This is a genomic window from Lysobacter capsici, assembly GCF_018732085.1.
Taxonomy (GTDB): domain Bacteria; phylum Pseudomonadota; class Gammaproteobacteria; order Xanthomonadales; family Xanthomonadaceae; genus Lysobacter; species Lysobacter capsici_A.
Genome location: NZ_CP076103.1, coordinates 3,531,800 through 3,548,592, shown reverse-complemented (window position 1 = coordinate 3,548,592; position 16,793 = coordinate 3,531,800). Strand labels below are relative to the sequence as shown.

The following is a 16,793-nucleotide window of genomic DNA, read 5'->3' as shown; positions in this document are numbered from 1 at the left end:
AGGGCCGGTTTGCCGCGCGCCTGGATGCCGGCGTCGCTGTCGTCGTTACGGCCAAGTCGCGTGGCGTACCATGGGCGCTTCCCTCCGCACGACGAAATCGCCATGACCCTTTCGATGTACTCCGCCAGCGTACCGGTGCTCAAGCAGTTGCTCGGCAGCCTCGGCGAGATCCTCGCCAAGACCGAAGCCCACGCCGCCGAACACAAGATCGACCCCGACGCCTACCTGCAGGCGCGCCTGTTCCCCGACATGTTTCCGCTGCTGCGCCAGGTCCAGATCGCCTGCGACTTCGCCAAGGGCATCAGCGCGCGCCTGGCCGATGTCGAAGTGCCGGTGTACGACGACAAAGAGCGCAGTTTCGCCGAACTGCAGGCGCTGATCGCCAAGACCATCGACTTCGTCGGCAGCCTGGAACCGGCGCTGTTCGAAGGCGCGCAGGACCGCGAGATCGTGCTGCGCCCGGGCACCCCGAAGGAACGCCGTTTCGGCGGCGCCGACTACCTGGTCCACTACGGCCTGCCGCAGTTCTTCTTCCACGTCACCACCACCTACGCGATCCTGCGCGGCAACGGCGTCAACATCGGCAAGCGCGATTTCATGGGCAAGTACTGAGTCGACAGGTACTGAGTCGAAGCAGTCGCGGCGCCGTTCCGGCGCCGCGGTTGCGATTGCTCGCCGGCGCCTCGACGCAGCTGCCTGCACGGGAGCCGCCTTCTTAGTTGCAACACGTTTCCTGCGGCTGCGGCTGCGATTCGCAAGCGAAGCCTTTGCGAATCTTCGCGATCCGGCCGGCGAAGCGCATCGCGCTGCTGCAGTGTGCGGCGATGCATCGCTGAAACGGCGGGGCGGCATCGTGCGGACCGCAGCCAGAACCAACAGCGCCAAAGGTCTTGCCCGAGTCCGACGGCCCGGTCGTCGCGACAAACACACCCGGCCGCACATGCCGATAGCGCGCGTGGCGCGCGGTCTGCGCGCAGTGAGTGCGATCCACCGCGACGATCGTTCGCAGCTTCGGCCTTGCGTCGTCCTTGAATCAAATCCCGTCGCTGCGCTGCGCCGCGGCCCGGACGCAGTTCAGATTCCTTGAACGGATCGGCGGCCGCACAATTTCAAAGCCGCATCCAGCGCTCGATGCGCGCATGCGGCGCGGCGCGCCGATGCTTGCCTGGCGCCGTCGCGGATGCCGTCGTCGCTCGGCGTAGCCCGCTCGCGCCCGTGCAAAAACGCATCGTGCCGCACGAGCCTTGCGAAACGGCGCTTGCTTCGTCAGCGCCGCTCCGCGGCGTTTGCAATGTCGATCCGCAGCCGCGTTTCGGCGTATGTCAATCGCGCCGACGACGACGCTGTGACGCGCATCGAAAACCGGTTTTCGAATGCGATTTTTCGGCTTGCCAAGCCGCCCAGTCTCGGCCTGTGCGACACCCGAATGGGATCATGTTTTCCCGGTGGCGACAGGACGTCGCAACGGGTCCGGAACCAGCCTGCAGCTCGCAATCAAGAGCTCGCTCGCATCGCGAAAACGATGCGGCGCAAGGACGCGCGGTCCGGAACATCCCCCATCGTTGCAACCCAGAAGGAGTTGGCATGCCGTACAAGAGTATCCAGGGGCCCCTCGTACTGAGTCTGGCGCTGATCGCGTCCGGCGTCGGTGCGTCCGGTGCCCCGAACGTGAGCCAGACTCGCACTGCGGCTTCGCAGCCGCTGCGATCTTCGATCCAGGTGGTTTCCCCGCACGACGAGGCGCGGCTGCGTTTCGAGCAGGCGGTCGCACCCGACCGCGAGCGCCAGGCGTTGGCGCGGTCGATCCAGGACGACATCCAGGGCCTGCGCCGTTACGAGCCGCTCGCCGCGGCCGATCTGGTCACCCACAGCCTGGACGGCGCCGCGTCGACGGTCGCCTTGCGCGGCTCGATCGGCAACGGCGCGGCCATGCACTACAGCCTGGCGCAGGCACCGCGGCACGGCGAAGTGCGGATCCGGGACGGTCGTGCGACCTACATCCCCGATCCGGGTTTCGAAGGCGTGGACACCTACACCTACCGCGTGCAGTCCGGCCAGGACAGCGCCGAAGCGGTGGTGGCGGTGACCGCGATCCGCGACCGCGCGCTGCCGGCGACCGCGGCCGCGGTTTTGTAACCCGCGCAACGCGGCCCCGCGCCGCAGGTTTCACCGTCGCCGCATGGATCGCGGCGACGCTACCGGTACCCCTCGAAAAGGGGTAGGGGACGGCCGCGCACAGGCGCGCGCCGATACGCAGTACCCGGATCGGACCGCGCGCATGGCGCGGCCGGTCCGCCGGCCATCTCGTCGTGGTGATGGCCTGGCCGATCGGACCGGCGCGACGTGCGCCGTTCGCGACGGGATTGCGCGATCCCCGGTGTCGACCGGTTCGCGGCGTTCGCCGGCTCACGCCAGGCGGACGCCGCGGCCGGCACGGACCGCCATGCGGGTCAGGTGACGCCTCATGGCGCCACCCAAGGTTTGGACGCCTTTCATCTCCGTCAGTGATGAAAGCCGAAGCGGGCAGGGAGGCCCGCGCTGTTGGCGGCTCCGGCCGTTGTCCCGCCGCAACTGGGCTTGCGGCGGGGCGGCCGGAGCCGGCGATGGTGTGTTGTATGGATGGGGCCGGTTTGCGCGGCGCCCGCGGTGTACGCCGCAGCGCTTGCGTCGGCGCGGTCCCGGATCGGTCGAACCGATCGGCTCGCTTCAATCCATCATCCCGTTCGAAGCCGGCGGATCGCCCATCTCCCATGCCTCCGGGCAAAAAGCCTCGTCTGGGGCTTGCATCGAAGGCCGCGCGCGACGACGATGCGTCCTCGGCTTGGGGAGGCCCCGCGATGGAACTGTTGACACTCGATCACTTCAGCTCGCACGTAAACGAGACCTACTCGGCCGTGCTCAACGACGGCGAAGTGCCGTTCGTGCTGGTCGAGGCGCGCGCGCTGAGCACGCGGCCGCAGCAGCAGGCGGCGCGGGCGCCGTTCTCGCTGTTGTTCCGCAATGCGTCGTCGTTCCTGTTCCCGCAGCAGATCTATCTGATGCGTCACGCCTCGATCGGCGAAGTCGGCATCTTCCTGGTTCCGGTCGCGCGCGAGCGCGAAGGGTTTTTGTATCAGGCGATCTTCAACTGATCGATCTGGGTTGCGCTGCGCGGACGATGCACTTTTCTTTGCTTGTAATTCCCGCGGCGGCGGGCTGTGTTTTACTTCGGCGGAATCGAGTGTCCAGGGCTTCGCCCAGGCATGGCGCTGAAGTCTCTGGATTCCCGCCTTCGCGGGAATGACGAGCAAAAAAAAGCGACGGCGGCGCGAGCGTGACTGCTCGCCCTCCGAAACGCGATCACGGCTGACGGCGCGACGCTCGTGCCAGATCAGGCCCGCCCCGATCAAGTTTGATCCAGTCAAACCCGATTCAATCGAGCCCGATTCAACCAAGTCCGATTCAACCAAGCCCGATTCAGCCAAGTCAGTCCGAATCAAGCCGGCTCAATCAAACCAACTCAATCAAACCAACTCAATCGAGCCGACTCGAATCAACCGAACTCCGGCCGCCAGCGCATCAGCGCGTGAGTCGGCATCGCTTCGACCACGCCGAAGCCCAGCCGGCGATACAGCCGCAGCGCATCCTGATTGCCGTGCTCGACATGCAGACGCATGCCGCAGCGCGCCGCCTGCGCCTGCTGCTGCGCCCATCCGATCAGCGCGGTGCCGATGCCCTGGCCGCGCGCGCCGTCGCCCAGGCTGATGTCGACCAGCAGATGGTCGGGCGGATTGGTCTGCAGATAGAAGCGTCCGATCGCTTCGCCGTTGCGTTCGATGATGAGGAAGTCGACGCCCTGGTAATGGCGCGTGTAGTGGATGTGTTGCAGCGCGAACTGTTGGTCGAGGAACGCATGCAGCGCCGGCTCGGGCCAGCCCATCGGCGCGAATTCGACGCCGCGCAGTTGCCGGTACAGCAGGCGCAGCCAGGCGATGTCCTGGCTGTGCGCCGCGCGCAGGCCGATCCCGCGTCGCCATAGCGACGCGGGAAGGTCGAACGTGACGCTGCGTTCCTCAGGGAACGACAGCGGCGCGGTGGTCGGCAAGACTTCCAATGCTTATCCGAACGACGGGAACACGCCTTCCAGGGCGATGCAGAAGTTCATCGCGAGATAGGGCTGGCGGTTTTCGTGCGGCTGGTTGCTGCCGGTGGGCAGGACCAGGGTCGGCGCGAATTGCGCGTTGGACTCGGTGGCGGTCACGAACGCATTCGCGTTGGGTGAGCCCAGTGCGTTGCCGGCGCTGGGGGAGGCGGCTCTATTGGCCGGGAGCTGCTGGTTGGAGATGTTCACCGCATGGGTGTGGGTCGGCATTTCCAGCAGGCTCAGGGTGACCGAGTTGCTGCCGAAGTTCTCGCCGATGGAACGCCGGGTCAGGCCGGGAGGGCTGGAAATCGGCGAGGCGTTGTTGGCCGTGCGATTGGTGAAGTTGGGCAACTGGAACGTGGTCTGGCCATTGCCGCCGTACTGGGTGCCGAGCAGCGAGAACAACGCGGTGTTCTGCTGGATCGGCAGGGTCGCGCCGCTGCAGCTGGCCCAGCCGCGTGGGGCGAAGTTGAAGCCGAAAATCTGGATCTGGCCGATGAAGGGTTCGGTCATGACGGTGTCCTCTTGAATCTGCCGTGCGCTCGCGCGACGCGAGGCAGGGCGTGGGCGAATGGGATCAGCTCTGCGAGGGGAATACACCGGCCCAGGCAATACAGAACTGCACCGTCAATGTCGGCATGAGGTTGTCGTGCGGCTGGTTGCCGCCGCTGGGCTTCAACGAGGCCTGATTCATCGGGATCATGTCCGAGCCGCTGGTATCGGTGATGTACATGGCATCGCCGTTGAGCGCGCCCAGTTCCACGCCGACGCCGATCTGGGTCGCGGCGGCGAGCTCGGTGGTCGCCAGCAGGGTATGGCCGTGGGCCGGCATCTGCTGCTGGATGAGGGTGACGCTCTCCGTGCCGGACGTCTGGCCCAGCACGTAGGTGCTCAGGCCGGCCCCAGTGCCCTGGTGGATCGGTAACCGGCTGCGCAGATCGGGTACGGCGAAGGTGCTCACGCCGTCGCCGCCGTAGGTCGTGCCGATCAGCATGAACAGGACTTCGTATTGAGCGATGGACTGCAACGAGCCATCGCAGGCAAACCACCCATTGGGGACGCGGCCGAAGCCGAACAGTCGGATTTCACCGACAAAGGGCTGACTCATGGTAATTACTCCGGAACCTTGAATTCTGAAAGGTGTGGCCGCCTCGCGCGACCTTCTGGTAACCGCCCGCCGCTCAGTTGCGCGACGGGTAGATGCCCTGAGTCGCGATGACGAAATTGAGCACGCAGTAGGGCTGCAGGTTCGGATGCGGCGAGGTGCTTCCAGTCTGACCGATGGTCGCCGGCGACAGCGCCACTTGCGTCTTCCCGGTGGCCGCGTAGATCGCGGGCGAGGTGGTTCCGTAGAAATTATTGGTCGGGTTGCGTCCGGCGGCGGCGGCGGTGACGCCGCACAGTTGGTGGTTGTGGGACGGCAACTGCGGCGTCAGCAGGGTGACGTTCTCGACGCCACCGGTTTCGCCGTACTGGTACGGCGTCGGGTTCCAGCCTCCATCGACCGACTGGCCGGCCCCTACCGGCGTGCGGCTTTGCATGTTCGGCAATGCGAAGTTCGTCGTGCCGTTGCCACCGTACATGGTGCCCAGCAACGAAAACAGCGCCTGATTTTGCGCGATGGGCAGTAACTGACCGTTACACAGGGCAAAGCCCTTGGGCGCGAAATTGAACCCGACGGTCATGATCTGTCCCAGGAATACTTCTGTCATCTCTTCCCCCAGAGGATTTTTCCGGGCGCCGTGCGCGCTTCCGGATGAATTACCGTGCCTCCGCCGCACGCCCCGTCCGCGCACGGCGGGAACGGGCCGGTCCGACCGGGCCAGGCATGGCGCGTGAGCGCCATGATCTTGCTTAACGCAGATCGGCGGCAAAGGCGGCCGGTTTTCCTGCCGAACTGCGTATCAGGTCATGGAAAGGGGCATGCCAGGGGCACACGGCATGCAGACCAGGGCCAGATCGATCATTGGGTACACGGTGGCGGGGCCGGGCACGACGCCCGGGACCGCGCCGTCAGGGGATGACCAACATGCAACAGCAGTCAGCGCGCCATGCGGGCGGTTCTTTCGTCTCGCGTCTGCACACCGTACTTCGCTCCGGCCTGTTCGTGCTATGCGGACTGGTGGCCCTATGGGCCGGATCGGCCGCGGCGGCGCCCTCGGCTTTCTGCCCGACGAAGACCATGGCGGTCGCCAACGGGGGAACCCAGACGATCGACGTGAGCACCTGTGACGGGCCGGCGAACTTCGGTCTGCCGCTGGTGACGATCCCGACCCCGCACGGCACCGCCTTCACCCAGACGGTCGCCCAGAACGTGCAGACGCTGACCTACACCCATAACGGCGACAGCGCGCTCACCGACACCTTCATCGTGCCCGACGGCAACGGCGGCGACATCACGGTCACCGTGACCATCGCGCCGGGCGTCAGCCCGCTGACGGTCAACCCGGGCAGCATCGCCCCCGCCCTGGGCGTCCCCTACAACCAGACGATGACGACCACCGGCGGCGTCGGGCCGTATACCTATGTCCAGACCAGCGGCACCCGGCCGACCGGTCTGAACTTCAGCAACGGCGTCTTCAGCGGCACGGTCAAGCAGCGCGGCAACTTCGCCATCGCGATCACCGTGACCGATTCGACCACGCCGACCCCGATCAGCGTGGTCAAGTCGTACCCGATCACCATCGCCAACGCCCAGGCGGTGATCGGCCCGGACCCGTTGCCGGCGATGACCCGCAACTACGCGTACTCGGCCGCCCTGACCAGCACCGGCGGTTTTGCCCCGTACACCTACAGCGTGATCTCCGGCGCCTTGCCGCCCGGGCTGACCCTCAACGCGGGAACCATCAGCGGCACCCCGACCACGGTCGGCAACTACAGTTTCACCATCCGCTCCGACGACAGCAGCGATCCGGGCCCGGGCGCGACCCCGGTCGCCTTCGGGGTCAAGCTCTATAACGTCACCGTCGCCCTCGAACCCACCATCGTGGTGAATCCGGCGACGATCCCCGGCGCCACCGTCGGCGTCGCCTACAACCAGACCTTCACCGGCGGCGGCGGCACCGCGCCGTACACCTTCGCCATCACCGCCGGCACGCTGCCGGCCGGCGTGACCCTCAACACCACCACCGGCGCCCTGACCGGCACCCCGACCGCGGCCGGCACCTTCAACTTCACCGTCCGCGCCACCGACGCCAACAGCTTCTTCGGCACCCGCGCCTACTCCTTGGTGGTAGCGCCGCCGGTCACGCTGATCGCCCCGGCCACCTTGCCCAACGGCACGGTCGCGACCGCCTACAGCCAGGCCATCACCGCCAGCGGCGGCATCGCGCCGTACACCTACGCGATCACCGCCGGTGCCTTGCCGGCCGGTCTGACCCTGAGCAGCGCGGGCGCCCTGAGCGGCACGCCGACCGCGGGCGGCACCTTCAACTTCACCGTGACCGCGACCGGCAGCAGCACCGGCGTCGGCGCACCGCACACCGGTGCGCGCGCCTATGCGCTGGTGATCGCGCCGCCGACCGTGGCCCTGCCGGCGACCACGCTGGCCAACGGCACTGTCGCCGTTGCCTACAGCGCCACGCTCAACCCGGCCAGCGGCGGCACCGCGCCGTACACTTATGCGGTCACCGCCGGCGCCTTGCCGGCCGGCATCACCCTGAGCAGCGCGGGCGCGCTGTCGGGTACGCCGACCGGCGCGGGCACCTTCAACTTCGCGGTCACCGCGACCGACAGCAGCACCGGCAGCGGGCCGTACAGTTCGGCGCCGCGCGGCTACACGCTGCAAATCGTCAACATCCCGCCGGTCGCCAATCCGGTCTCGGCCACCGTCGCCTACAACAGCACGGCCAATCCGATCACGCTGAACATCACTGGTGGCGTTCCGGCCTCGGTGGCGATCGCCACGGCGGCCGCGCACGGCACCGCGACGGCCACCGGCACCACGATCACCTATACCCCGACCGCCGGTTATGCCGGTCCCGACACCTTCACCTACACCGCGACCAATGCCGCCGGCACCTCGGCGCCGGCCACGGTCACGATCACGGTCGGTACGCCGACGATCACGGTGTCCGCGTCCGGCCCGCTGACCGCGCAGATCGGCACCGCCTACACCCAGACCTTCACCTGGACCGGCGGCACCTCGCCGTTCAGCGGCTTCGCGGTCACCGGCCTGCCGGCCGGGCTGTCGATCACCGGCACCACCGCCAACAGCGTGACCGTCAGCGGCACGCCTAGCGCGGCCGGCAGCTTCAGCCTCAACGCCAGCGCCACCGACAGCAGCACCGGCACCGGTCCGTTCACCACCGCGCAGCCGTTCACCCTGACGGTCAGCGCGCCGATCCTGACCTTGACGCCCGCGGCCGGCACGCTCAACGCCACCTACGGCGCCGCGTACAGCCAGACCTTCGTCGCCGGCGGCGGCACCGCGCCGTACAACTACACCGTGTCGGCGGGCGTATTGCCGGCCGGCCTGGCTCTGGATGCGAACACCGGCGTGCTGTCGGGCACCCCGTCGGTGACCGGCCTGTTCACCTTCTCGGTGCGGGCGCGCGACAGTTCCACCGGCACCGGCGCTCCGTTCGCACGCACCCAGAACTACGTCATGCAGGTGGCGGGGCCGACCATCGTGATCACGCCGGCGACCGTGCCGGCCGCGCAGGTCGCGACCGCCTACAGCCAGGCCTTGAGCGCCAGCGGCGGCATCGGTACGTACACCTTCGCGATCACCGCCGGCGCCTTGCCGCCGGGTGTGTCCCTGAGCCCGGCCGGCACCATCGCCGGCACGCCGACCGCGGGCGGCACCTTCAACTTCACCGTCACCGCGACCGACGGCAATACGCCCAATCAGCAGAGCGGTTCGCGCGCCTATTCGATCACCGTCGGCGCGCCGACCATCGTCGTCGCACCGACGACGTTGCCGGGCGGCGGCGTGGCCCAGGCCTACAGCCAGACCGTGACCGCGTCGGGCGGTACCGCGAGCTACACCTTCGCGCTCACCGCCGGCGCCTTGCCGACCGGCCTCACCCTGGCCAGCAACGGCACCGTCAGCGGCACGCCGACGGCGGGCGGCACCTTCAACTTCACCATCACCGCGACCGACAGCAGCACCGGCAGCGGCCCGTTCACCGGTTCGCGCGCCTACAGCGTGACCATCGCGGCCTCGACGGTGATCCTGCCGCCGACCACCCTGGCCGCGGCGACGGTGACCAACCCGTACAACGCCACCGTCAACGCCGCCACCGGCGGCACCGCGCCGTACACCTACGCGGTCAGTGCCGGCAGCTTGCCGCCGGGCATCAGCGTCAGCAGCGCCGGTGTGATCTCGGGCACGCCGACCGCGCCGGGCAGCTACAGCTTCAGCCTGCGCGCGACCGACAGCAGCACCGGCACCGGCCCGTACACCTCGGCGCCGCAGACCTATTCGTTGCAGGTCAACGACATCGTCCCGGTCGCCAACCCGGTCTCGGCCACGGTCGCCTTCAACAGCACCGCCAACCCGATCACCTTGAACATCACCGGCGGCATTCCGGCCTCGGTGGCGGTCGCCGCGGCGCCCGCGCATGGCACCGCGACGGCCAGCGGCACCACGATCAGCTACACCCCGACCGCCGGTTACGCCGGTCCGGACACCTTCACCTACACCGCGACCAACGTGGCCGGCACCTCGGCCCCGGCGACGGTCACGATCACGGTCGGCAACCCGACCATCACCGTGACCGCATCGGGTCCGCTGACCGCGCAGGTCGGCGCCGCGTACACCCAGACCTTCACCTGGGCCGGCGGCACCTCGCCGTACACCGGCTTCAACGTGGCCGGTCTGCCGACGGGCTTGAGCATCACCGGCACCACCGCCAACAGCGTCACCGTCAGCGGCACGCCGACCGCGGCCGGCAGCTTCAGCCTCAACGCCAGCGCGGCCGACAGCAGCACCGGCAACGGTCCGTTCACCCAGGGCCAGATCTTCACCCTGACGGTGAGCGCGCCGACCCTGGCGATGACCCCGGCGCCGGGCAACCTGCCGATGAACTACGGCGTCGCCTCGACCATCAACTTCGCCGCCAGCGGCGGCTCGGCGCCGTACAGCTTCAGCCTGGTCAGCGGCTCGTTGCCGGTGGGCGTGAGCTTCACCTCCGCCGGCGTGCTCAGCGGTACACCGACGGTGCCGGGCAACTACAACATCGCGGTGCGCGTGCTCGATTCGAGCACCGGCGCCGGCGCGCCGTTCGCCCTGCAGCAGAACTACACCATCGTGGTCGCCACCCCGGCCATCGCGATCGATCCGCCGACCCTGCCCAACGGCGCGGCCGCGGTCGCCTACAACGCCAGCCTCAGCAGCACCGGCGGCGTCGCGCCGTACAGCTACTCGCTGCTCAGCGGCGCGTTGCCGATCGGCATGAGCTTCAACTCGGCCGGCGTGTTCTCCGGCATCCCGCGCTCGGACGGCAACTTCAGCATCACCGTGCGCTCCACCGACAGCAACGGCCAGACCGGGTCGAAGGTCTACACCTTCACCATCGACCCGGCGACCGTGACCATCGCTCCGGCGACGTTGCCGGGCGGCACCGTCGGCACGGCCTACAACCAGAGCCTGAGCAGCAGCGGCGGCATCGCCCCGTACAGCTACGCGATCGTCTCGGGCAACCTGCCGATCGGTCTGAGCTTCAGCTCGGCCGGCGTGCTCAGCGGCACCCCGACCACCGCCGGCAGCTACACCGCCAACATCCGCTCGACCGACGACGCCGGCTACAACACCACCGTGCCGTACACGATCGTCATCGCCGACGCGGTGCCGGTCGCGGTCGACGACAGCGCGAGCACCTTGTCGAATGCGCCGGTGACGATCGATGTCACCGCCAACGACACCGGCATCATCACCTCGATCGCGCTGGGCACCGCGCCGAGCCACGGCACCGCCACGGTCAGCGGCACCGACGTGATCTACACGCCGGCCGCGAACTACTTCGGCAGCGACAGCTTCACCTACACCGCCAGCGGCCCCGGCGGCACCTCGGTGCCGGCCACGGTCACGATCACGGTCAACGCCTTGCCGGTTCCGCAGGGCCAGCCGCAGACCGCGACCACGCTGTCGACCCAGCCGGTCACCATCGACGCCGCCACCGGCGCCACCGGCTCGCCGTTCACCGGCGTGACCTTGCTCAATCCGCCGAGCTCGGGCACCGCGGTGGTGCAGGGCACCCAGATCGTCTACACGCCCGCGGCCACCACCGTCGGCGCGATCGCTCTGACCTACACCTTGAACAACGCCTTCGGCCCGTCCGCGCCGATCACCTCGACCATCACCGTCAACGCGGTGCCGGTCGCGCAGTCGCGGCGGGTGCGCACGGTCGCCGGCGCGACCATCACCGTCGACCTGGTCGCCGGCGCCACCGGCGGTCCGTTCACCGGCGCGAACCTGGTCTCGCTGACTCCGGCCTCGTCGGGCAGCGCGGCGGTCAGCGGCTCGGGCGGCAGTTATAAGCTGACCTACACCCCGGTGATCGGCTACTCCGGCATCGCGGTCGCCAGCTTCACCCTCAACAACGCCTTCGCCACCTCGGCGGTGGCGACGATCGAAGTCGAAGTCATGCCGCGCAGCGATCCGTCCAAGGACGCCGAAGTGCTCGGCGTGCTGTCGGCGCAGACCTCGGCCACGCGTCGCTTCGCCACCACCCAGATCGGCAACTTCCAGCAGCGTCTGGAAGGGCTGCATGGCGGCGGCGAAGAAGGCGCGCGCTTCGACAACGGCCTGAGCTTCTCGATCGACCCGCGTTGCCGCGACGATGCGCCGCGCACCCCGGGCAGCGACTGCCGTCAGCCGATGCTCGGCGACGAACGCGCCGCGTTCGACGCCAAGCCGCCGGTGCAGGGCACGGGCTCGCGTTACGGCCTGTGGACCGGCGGTACCTTGAACAGCGGCAACCGCGACGGCCGCAGCGGCGGTGCGAGCGGGATCGACTTCGAGACCACCGGCATCAGCGCCGGCGCCGACTACCGTCTGCGCGACGACTTCGCCCTGGGCGGCGGCGTCGGCTACGGCCGCGACGACACCGAAGTCGGCCAGCACGGCAGCCGCAGCAAGGCCAACGGCTACAGTGCGGTGTTGTACGCCAGCTACCACCCGGGCAAGGCGTTCTACCTCGACGGTCTGCTGGGTTACCAGTGGCTGTCGTTCGACTCGCGCCGCTTCGTCACCGACACCGGCGGCACCGTCACCGGTTCGCGCGACGGCACCCAGTGGTTCGCCTCGGTCTCGGCCGGCGCCGACTACCAGCGCGACCGCCTGCGGGTGTCCCCGTATGCCCGCCTGGACGTCGCCCGCGCGCGCCTGGACGGCTACACCGAACGCGGCGACGCGCAGTACGTGCTGAACTATCGCGACCAGGACATCGACACCACCACCACCAGCCTGGGTCTGCGCATGGACTACAGCTACCCGGTCAGTTGGGGCACGTTCGCGCCGCAGCTGCGCCTGGAATACCAGCACGACTTCCAGGACGACAGCTTCGCCACGATGAGCTATGCCGACATGGTCGGCGGCCCGTTCTACCGCGCCCGCATCGACGGCCTGGACCGCAACCGCTTCGTGTTCGGCCTCGGCGCGATCCTGCAGACCGAGCGCGACTGGGTGTTGCGCTTCGAATACCGCGGCCTGTTCGGCAGCGGCAACGACGACGACAACAGCTTCATGATCAATCTCGAGAAGAAGTACTGATCGGGGTGCCGGGCGCGGCCTTTGGGCCGCGCCCGGGAATCGGGAATCGGGAATCGGGAATCGGGAATCGGGAATCGGGAGTCGGGAATCGGGAGTCGGGAGTCGGGAGTCGGGAGTCGGGAGTCGGGAGTCGGGAATTGGGAATTGGGAATTGGGAATTGGGAATTGGGAATTGGGAATTGGGAGTCGGGAATTGGGAGTCGGGAATTGGGAGTAGGGAGTAGGGAGTAGGGAGTAGGGAGAGCGAAAGCGAGCGGAGCGGGAGTCGGCAAGGGCATCGACTCCATTACCATTCGCGCCCTCCAAGACCGTCACTCCCGCGAACGCGGGAATCCAAGGCTTCATCGCGACACAGCCGTAACCGTTCGTTTCGCCACAACGGCAACGACGCATCCATTGCCCATCCGCGCCCCTCCAAGACCGTCATTCCCGCGAAGGCGGGAATCCAGGGCTTCATCGCGACACAGCCGCAACCGTTCGTTTGGCCACAACGACAACGACGCATCCATTGTCCATCCGCGACCCTCCAAGACCGTCATCCTCGCGAAGGCGGGGATCCAGGGCTTCATCGCGACACAGTCGCAACCGTTCGTTTGGCCACAACGGCAACGACGCATCCCTTGCCCATCCGCGACCTTCCAAGACCGTCATTCCCGCGAACGCGGGAATCCAAGGCTTCATCGCGACACAGCCGTAACCGTTCGTTTCGCCACAACGGCAACGACGCATCCATTGCCCATCCGCGCCCCTCCAAGACCGTCATTCCCGCGAACGCGGGAATCCAGCGACTTTGCGCGCCGCCGCCAGTTCGTTGCGACCTCACCAGCCAGGTGCGCAACGCAGCCCAAAAGCGAATGCCGGCCGATGACTGCTGGCCCGTTCGGTGGCTTACACGTCTTCATTGAAACCCACATGGCCGTCATCCCCGCGAAGGCGGGGATCCAGGGCTTCATCCAGGCATGACTCTGAAGTCTCTGGATCCCCGCCTTCGCGGGGATGACGACTGCGAGTTTCGTCGCGATCTAGCGAACCCGCGATACCTACGACTTCAAGTCAACGGCATCAGCGAACTGGCGGAACCAACGTCAACGACAAAGCAGCACCAGCCGCCAAACCCAAACCTAAACCCAAACCTAAACCCAAACCTAAACCCAAACCGCAAGCCCCCAACCCAAAACCGCAAACCCCAAAAATGCCAAGATGCCCGCAACGTCCCACGCGTGCATGCCGCAATGTCCGACCCCGCCAGCGAACCCCAAGGCCGCCTGCCCGAGACTGCGCTGGCCGCGTTGCCGCTACCGCTGCCGGCGCAACAGCGCGCCGCGCTCGAAGCCGCCTACGCCACCCCGTCGCGCGCTTACCACAACATCGGCCACGTCGCCGAAGTGCTGCGCCACTATGCCGACGTCGCCGCCGGCCCGGGCTGGCGCCAGCCGCGCGAAGTCGCGCTGGCGGTGCTCTACCACGATGCGATCTACGACGCCGGCCGGCGCGACAACGAAGCCCGCTCGGCGGTGCTCGCGCGCGAACACATCGCGCGCTGGATGGCGGACGAGGGCATCGACGCCGACCGTGTCGCCGAGTTGATCGAGCTGACCGCGCGCCACGGCGCGATCGCGCGCGACGACGTCGACGAAGAAACGCGTTTGTTCCTCGACGGCGACATGGCCATCCTCGGCGCCGAACCGTCCGCGTTCGACGCCTACGACCGCGGCATCGCCGCCGAGTACCGCGGCCACGTGCCCGGCCCCTTGTTCCGGCTCAACCGCCGCCGTTTCCTGAAAGCACTGCTCAAGCGCGAACGGATCTTCCTCAGCGACCATTACCACCAACGCTTCGACGCCGCCGCGCGCAACAACCTGCGCCGGTCGATCACCACCAAGCGCTGAATCATGCGCTTGGACGACGATCTCAACGCCGGCCGCATGGCCCGCCTGTAGGAGCGGCGTAAGCCGCGACCGCCATCCATTCGATCCGGCGCGGCTACGGTAGCCCAGCACCCTCCATGCGCCGCGGCTTTCGCTGACGTATGCGTAGCGCGGTCGCGGCTTGCGCCGCTCCTACAGGGGGCGGCCGGTGCATCCGCGATGCAGTGTGGTTCTGCCAGAGAAGCCGAACTGAGCTTTGAACCGCGTACTCGCCTGATCTCAACGCCGCCCGCATCGCCTACCTGTAGGAGCGGCGCAAGCCGCGACCGCCATCCATCCGATCCGGCGTAACTCTGGTTGCCGAGCACTACTGACACGCCACGGCTTTCGAAGGCGTATGCCGTAGTGCGGTCGCGGCTCGCGCCGCTCCTACAGGAGGCGGTCGATGCATTCGCCAGGCGAAGCGGTGCAATGAAAACGGCCGTCGCTGAAGTGCGACGACCGTGGGGAGGAGCGGCATCGTGTCGAAAGCGACGCCGCCGCGTTGCGATGATGCGGCCAATCAAACCGAACGCATCCGATCAAACCTCACTCAGCTCGACAACCGACCCAGCGAACTGTCCAGCACCCGCTGCAGCTTGCGCGCCGCGCCGCTGATCGCCGCGCGCATGGTGTCGGCGTCCTGGGTCGCAGCCACCGGCGGGCGGCCTTCCAGCCGCGCCTCGATGGTGCAGTGCTTGTCGCCGCCGCCGGCCTTGGCGCCGTTGACGTCGCGCAGGTGCACTTCGACCCGGGTGACCTGGTCGCGGAAGCGCGCCAGGGAATGATCGACCACGCCCGCGACGTGCTGACTGAGCGACGCGTCGCCGCGCAGATGGTGATCGGTGTTGAGCTGTACCTTCATGCAAACGCCTCCTTTTGGCGTGAGATCAGGACGATGCCCGCAGATTCAGGCGTTTCGCCCTCGCTGCGGCACCTTGCGCGGCTCGCGTCTTCGCTGGCGGCCACGCAGAAATTGGGACAGCCGGGCCGTCGGAAGGTTCGCGGCACGGTTCAGGTCCGGCCCAGCCGGCTCGTGGCAGGCTCGCAAAGGCGCCGCCGGTCCGGCCCCAGGCCCGAGACCGCAAACCAGGCCGCGACCGCGCTGGCTTAGAATGGCGGCCATGATCGTCAACATCGCCGCCTACCACTTCACCGTCATCGACGATCCGCCGCAGCTCGCCGCGCACCTGCGCGAACAGACCCAAGCCCTGGAATTGCGCGGCACCGCGCTGGTCGCGGGCGAGGGCATCAACCTGTTCCTGGCCGGCGCCGCCGCCGCGATCGAGACCTTGCTCGACGGCCTGCGCGCGCAGCCGCGCTTCGCCGGGTTGAGCGTCAAGTACAGCCACAGCCGGACCCAGCCGTTCGCGCGGCTCAAGGTCAAGCTCAAGCAAGAGATCATCGCGTTCCGGCGCGAACACGCCTCGCCGCTGCGCGAACGCGCGCCAAGCGTGACGCCGAGCACACTCGAACGCTGGCTCGATCGCGGCAGCGACGACAACGGCCGGCCGGTGGTGCTGCTCGATACCCGCAACCGCGAGGAGGTCGGCTACGGCAGTTTCGACAACGCCCTGACCCTGCCGATCGACAACTTCACCGACCTGCCCGAAGCGCTGGCCCCGCACCGCGAGGCCTTGCGCGAGGCCACCGTGGTCAGTTTCTGCACCGGCGGAATTCGCTGCGAAAAAGCCGCGTTATGGCTGCGCGCGGACGGCATGGACAATGTGCTGCAGCTCGACGGCGGCATCCTGGGCTACTTCGAACAGGTCGGCGGCAAGCACTACCAGGGCCGCTGTTTCGTGTTCGACGAACGCACCGCGCTCGATCCGCAATTGCAGCCCTTGCACGACCGAGGCGCCTGAGCGGGCGGCGCGTTTTGGCATTTATTACAAACTATTAACCCGTCCAAACGGGTCCAGCGGTTAGGCTGCGCGTTCGCACCGCGCCGGCGCCCCCGCGTCGATCCCCCGCGCGCAGCGAATGCAGCCAGGCCTCGCGTTCCGGCGGCCACCGTCGTGGTGCCGTCGGCGCAGGCCCAGTCGAT

Annotated in this window: 11 protein-coding genes and 1 pseudogene; 6 read left to right on the top strand and 6 right to left on the bottom strand. The window is 67.9% G+C overall.

All coding sequences use genetic code 11. The features are described 5' to 3' along the window. Positions 1–102 precede the first annotated feature (102 nt). Positions 103–612 (top strand): DUF1993 domain-containing protein, encoded by a 510-nt coding sequence (locus tag KME82_RS14620; RefSeq protein ID WP_215494697.1) that lies wholly within the window; start codon positions 103–105, stop codon positions 610–612. A gap of 103 nt (positions 613–715) precedes the next feature. On the opposite strand, the gene KME82_RS14615 is transcribed toward KME82_RS14620, so the two are convergent. Then, positions 716–991, bottom strand: coding sequence for a hypothetical protein (locus tag KME82_RS14615; protein WP_215494696.1), 276 nt, complete (start codon positions 989–991; stop codon positions 716–718). Positions 992–1,584: 593 nt separating this feature from the next. Between KME82_RS14615 and KME82_RS14610 the strand changes: the two genes are divergently transcribed. Together KME82_RS14610 and KME82_RS14605 are read left to right on the top strand one after the other, a co-directional pair. Continuing rightward, the gene (locus KME82_RS14610) at positions 1,585–2,136 is read left to right on the top strand and encodes an Ig-like domain-containing protein (RefSeq protein ID WP_215494695.1); all 552 of its coding nucleotides are present in this window, start codon (positions 1,585–1,587) and stop codon (positions 2,134–2,136) included. A 701-nt stretch (positions 2,137–2,837) separates the two neighbouring features. Next, positions 2,838–3,131 carry a DUF6916 family protein gene (locus tag KME82_RS14605; protein ID WP_215494694.1) on the top strand — a complete coding sequence of 98 codons (294 nt, stop codon included), beginning with the start codon at positions 2,838–2,840 and terminating at the stop codon, positions 3,129–3,131. A gap of 401 nt (positions 3,132–3,532) precedes the next feature. Here the strand turns inward: KME82_RS14605 and KME82_RS14600 are convergent, their stop codons facing one another. From KME82_RS14600 to KME82_RS14585, 4 genes are all read right to left on the bottom strand, one after another. After that, positions 3,533–4,093 (bottom strand): GNAT family N-acetyltransferase, encoded by a 561-nt coding sequence (locus tag KME82_RS14600; RefSeq protein ID WP_252255331.1) that lies wholly within the window; start codon positions 4,091–4,093, stop codon positions 3,533–3,535. Between the two features lie 3 nt (positions 4,094–4,096). Then, positions 4,097–4,636 carry a phage tail protein gene (locus tag KME82_RS14595; protein WP_215494693.1) on the bottom strand — a complete coding sequence of 180 codons (540 nt, stop codon included), beginning with the start codon at positions 4,634–4,636 and terminating at the stop codon, positions 4,097–4,099. Between the two features lie 64 nt (positions 4,637–4,700). After that, positions 4,701–5,231: a phage tail protein gene (locus tag KME82_RS14590; RefSeq protein ID WP_215494692.1), complete on the bottom strand. Its 531-nt coding sequence runs from the start codon at positions 5,229–5,231 to the stop codon at positions 4,701–4,703. A gap of 73 nt (positions 5,232–5,304) precedes the next feature. Further along, positions 5,305–5,835, bottom strand: coding sequence for a phage tail protein (locus tag KME82_RS14585; protein ID WP_215494691.1), 531 nt, complete (start codon positions 5,833–5,835; stop codon positions 5,305–5,307). A 317-nt stretch (positions 5,836–6,152) separates the two neighbouring features. Between KME82_RS14585 and KME82_RS14580 the strand changes: the two are divergent. Together KME82_RS14580 and KME82_RS14575 are read left to right on the top strand one after the other, a co-directional pair. Continuing rightward, positions 6,153–12,812, top strand: a pseudogene (locus KME82_RS14580) (putative Ig domain-containing protein); the annotation flags it as partial. 1,259 nt (positions 12,813–14,071) lie between these two features. Continuing rightward, the gene (locus tag KME82_RS14575) at positions 14,072–14,728 is read left to right on the top strand and encodes an HD domain-containing protein (protein ID WP_215494689.1); all 657 of its coding nucleotides are present in this window, start codon (positions 14,072–14,074) and stop codon (positions 14,726–14,728) included. 571 nt (positions 14,729–15,299) lie between these two features. Here the strand turns inward: KME82_RS14575 and KME82_RS14570 are convergent. Further along, positions 15,300–15,611, bottom strand: a complete 312-nt coding sequence (locus KME82_RS14570) for an HPF/RaiA family ribosome-associated protein (RefSeq protein WP_036108656.1) — start codon at positions 15,609–15,611, stop codon at positions 15,300–15,302. A 259-nt stretch (positions 15,612–15,870) separates the two neighbouring features. Between KME82_RS14570 and KME82_RS14565 the strand changes: the two genes are divergently transcribed. Further along, positions 15,871–16,611, top strand: coding sequence for a sulfurtransferase (locus KME82_RS14565; protein WP_215494688.1), 741 nt, complete (start codon positions 15,871–15,873; stop codon positions 16,609–16,611). Positions 16,612–16,793 lie beyond the last annotated feature (182 nt).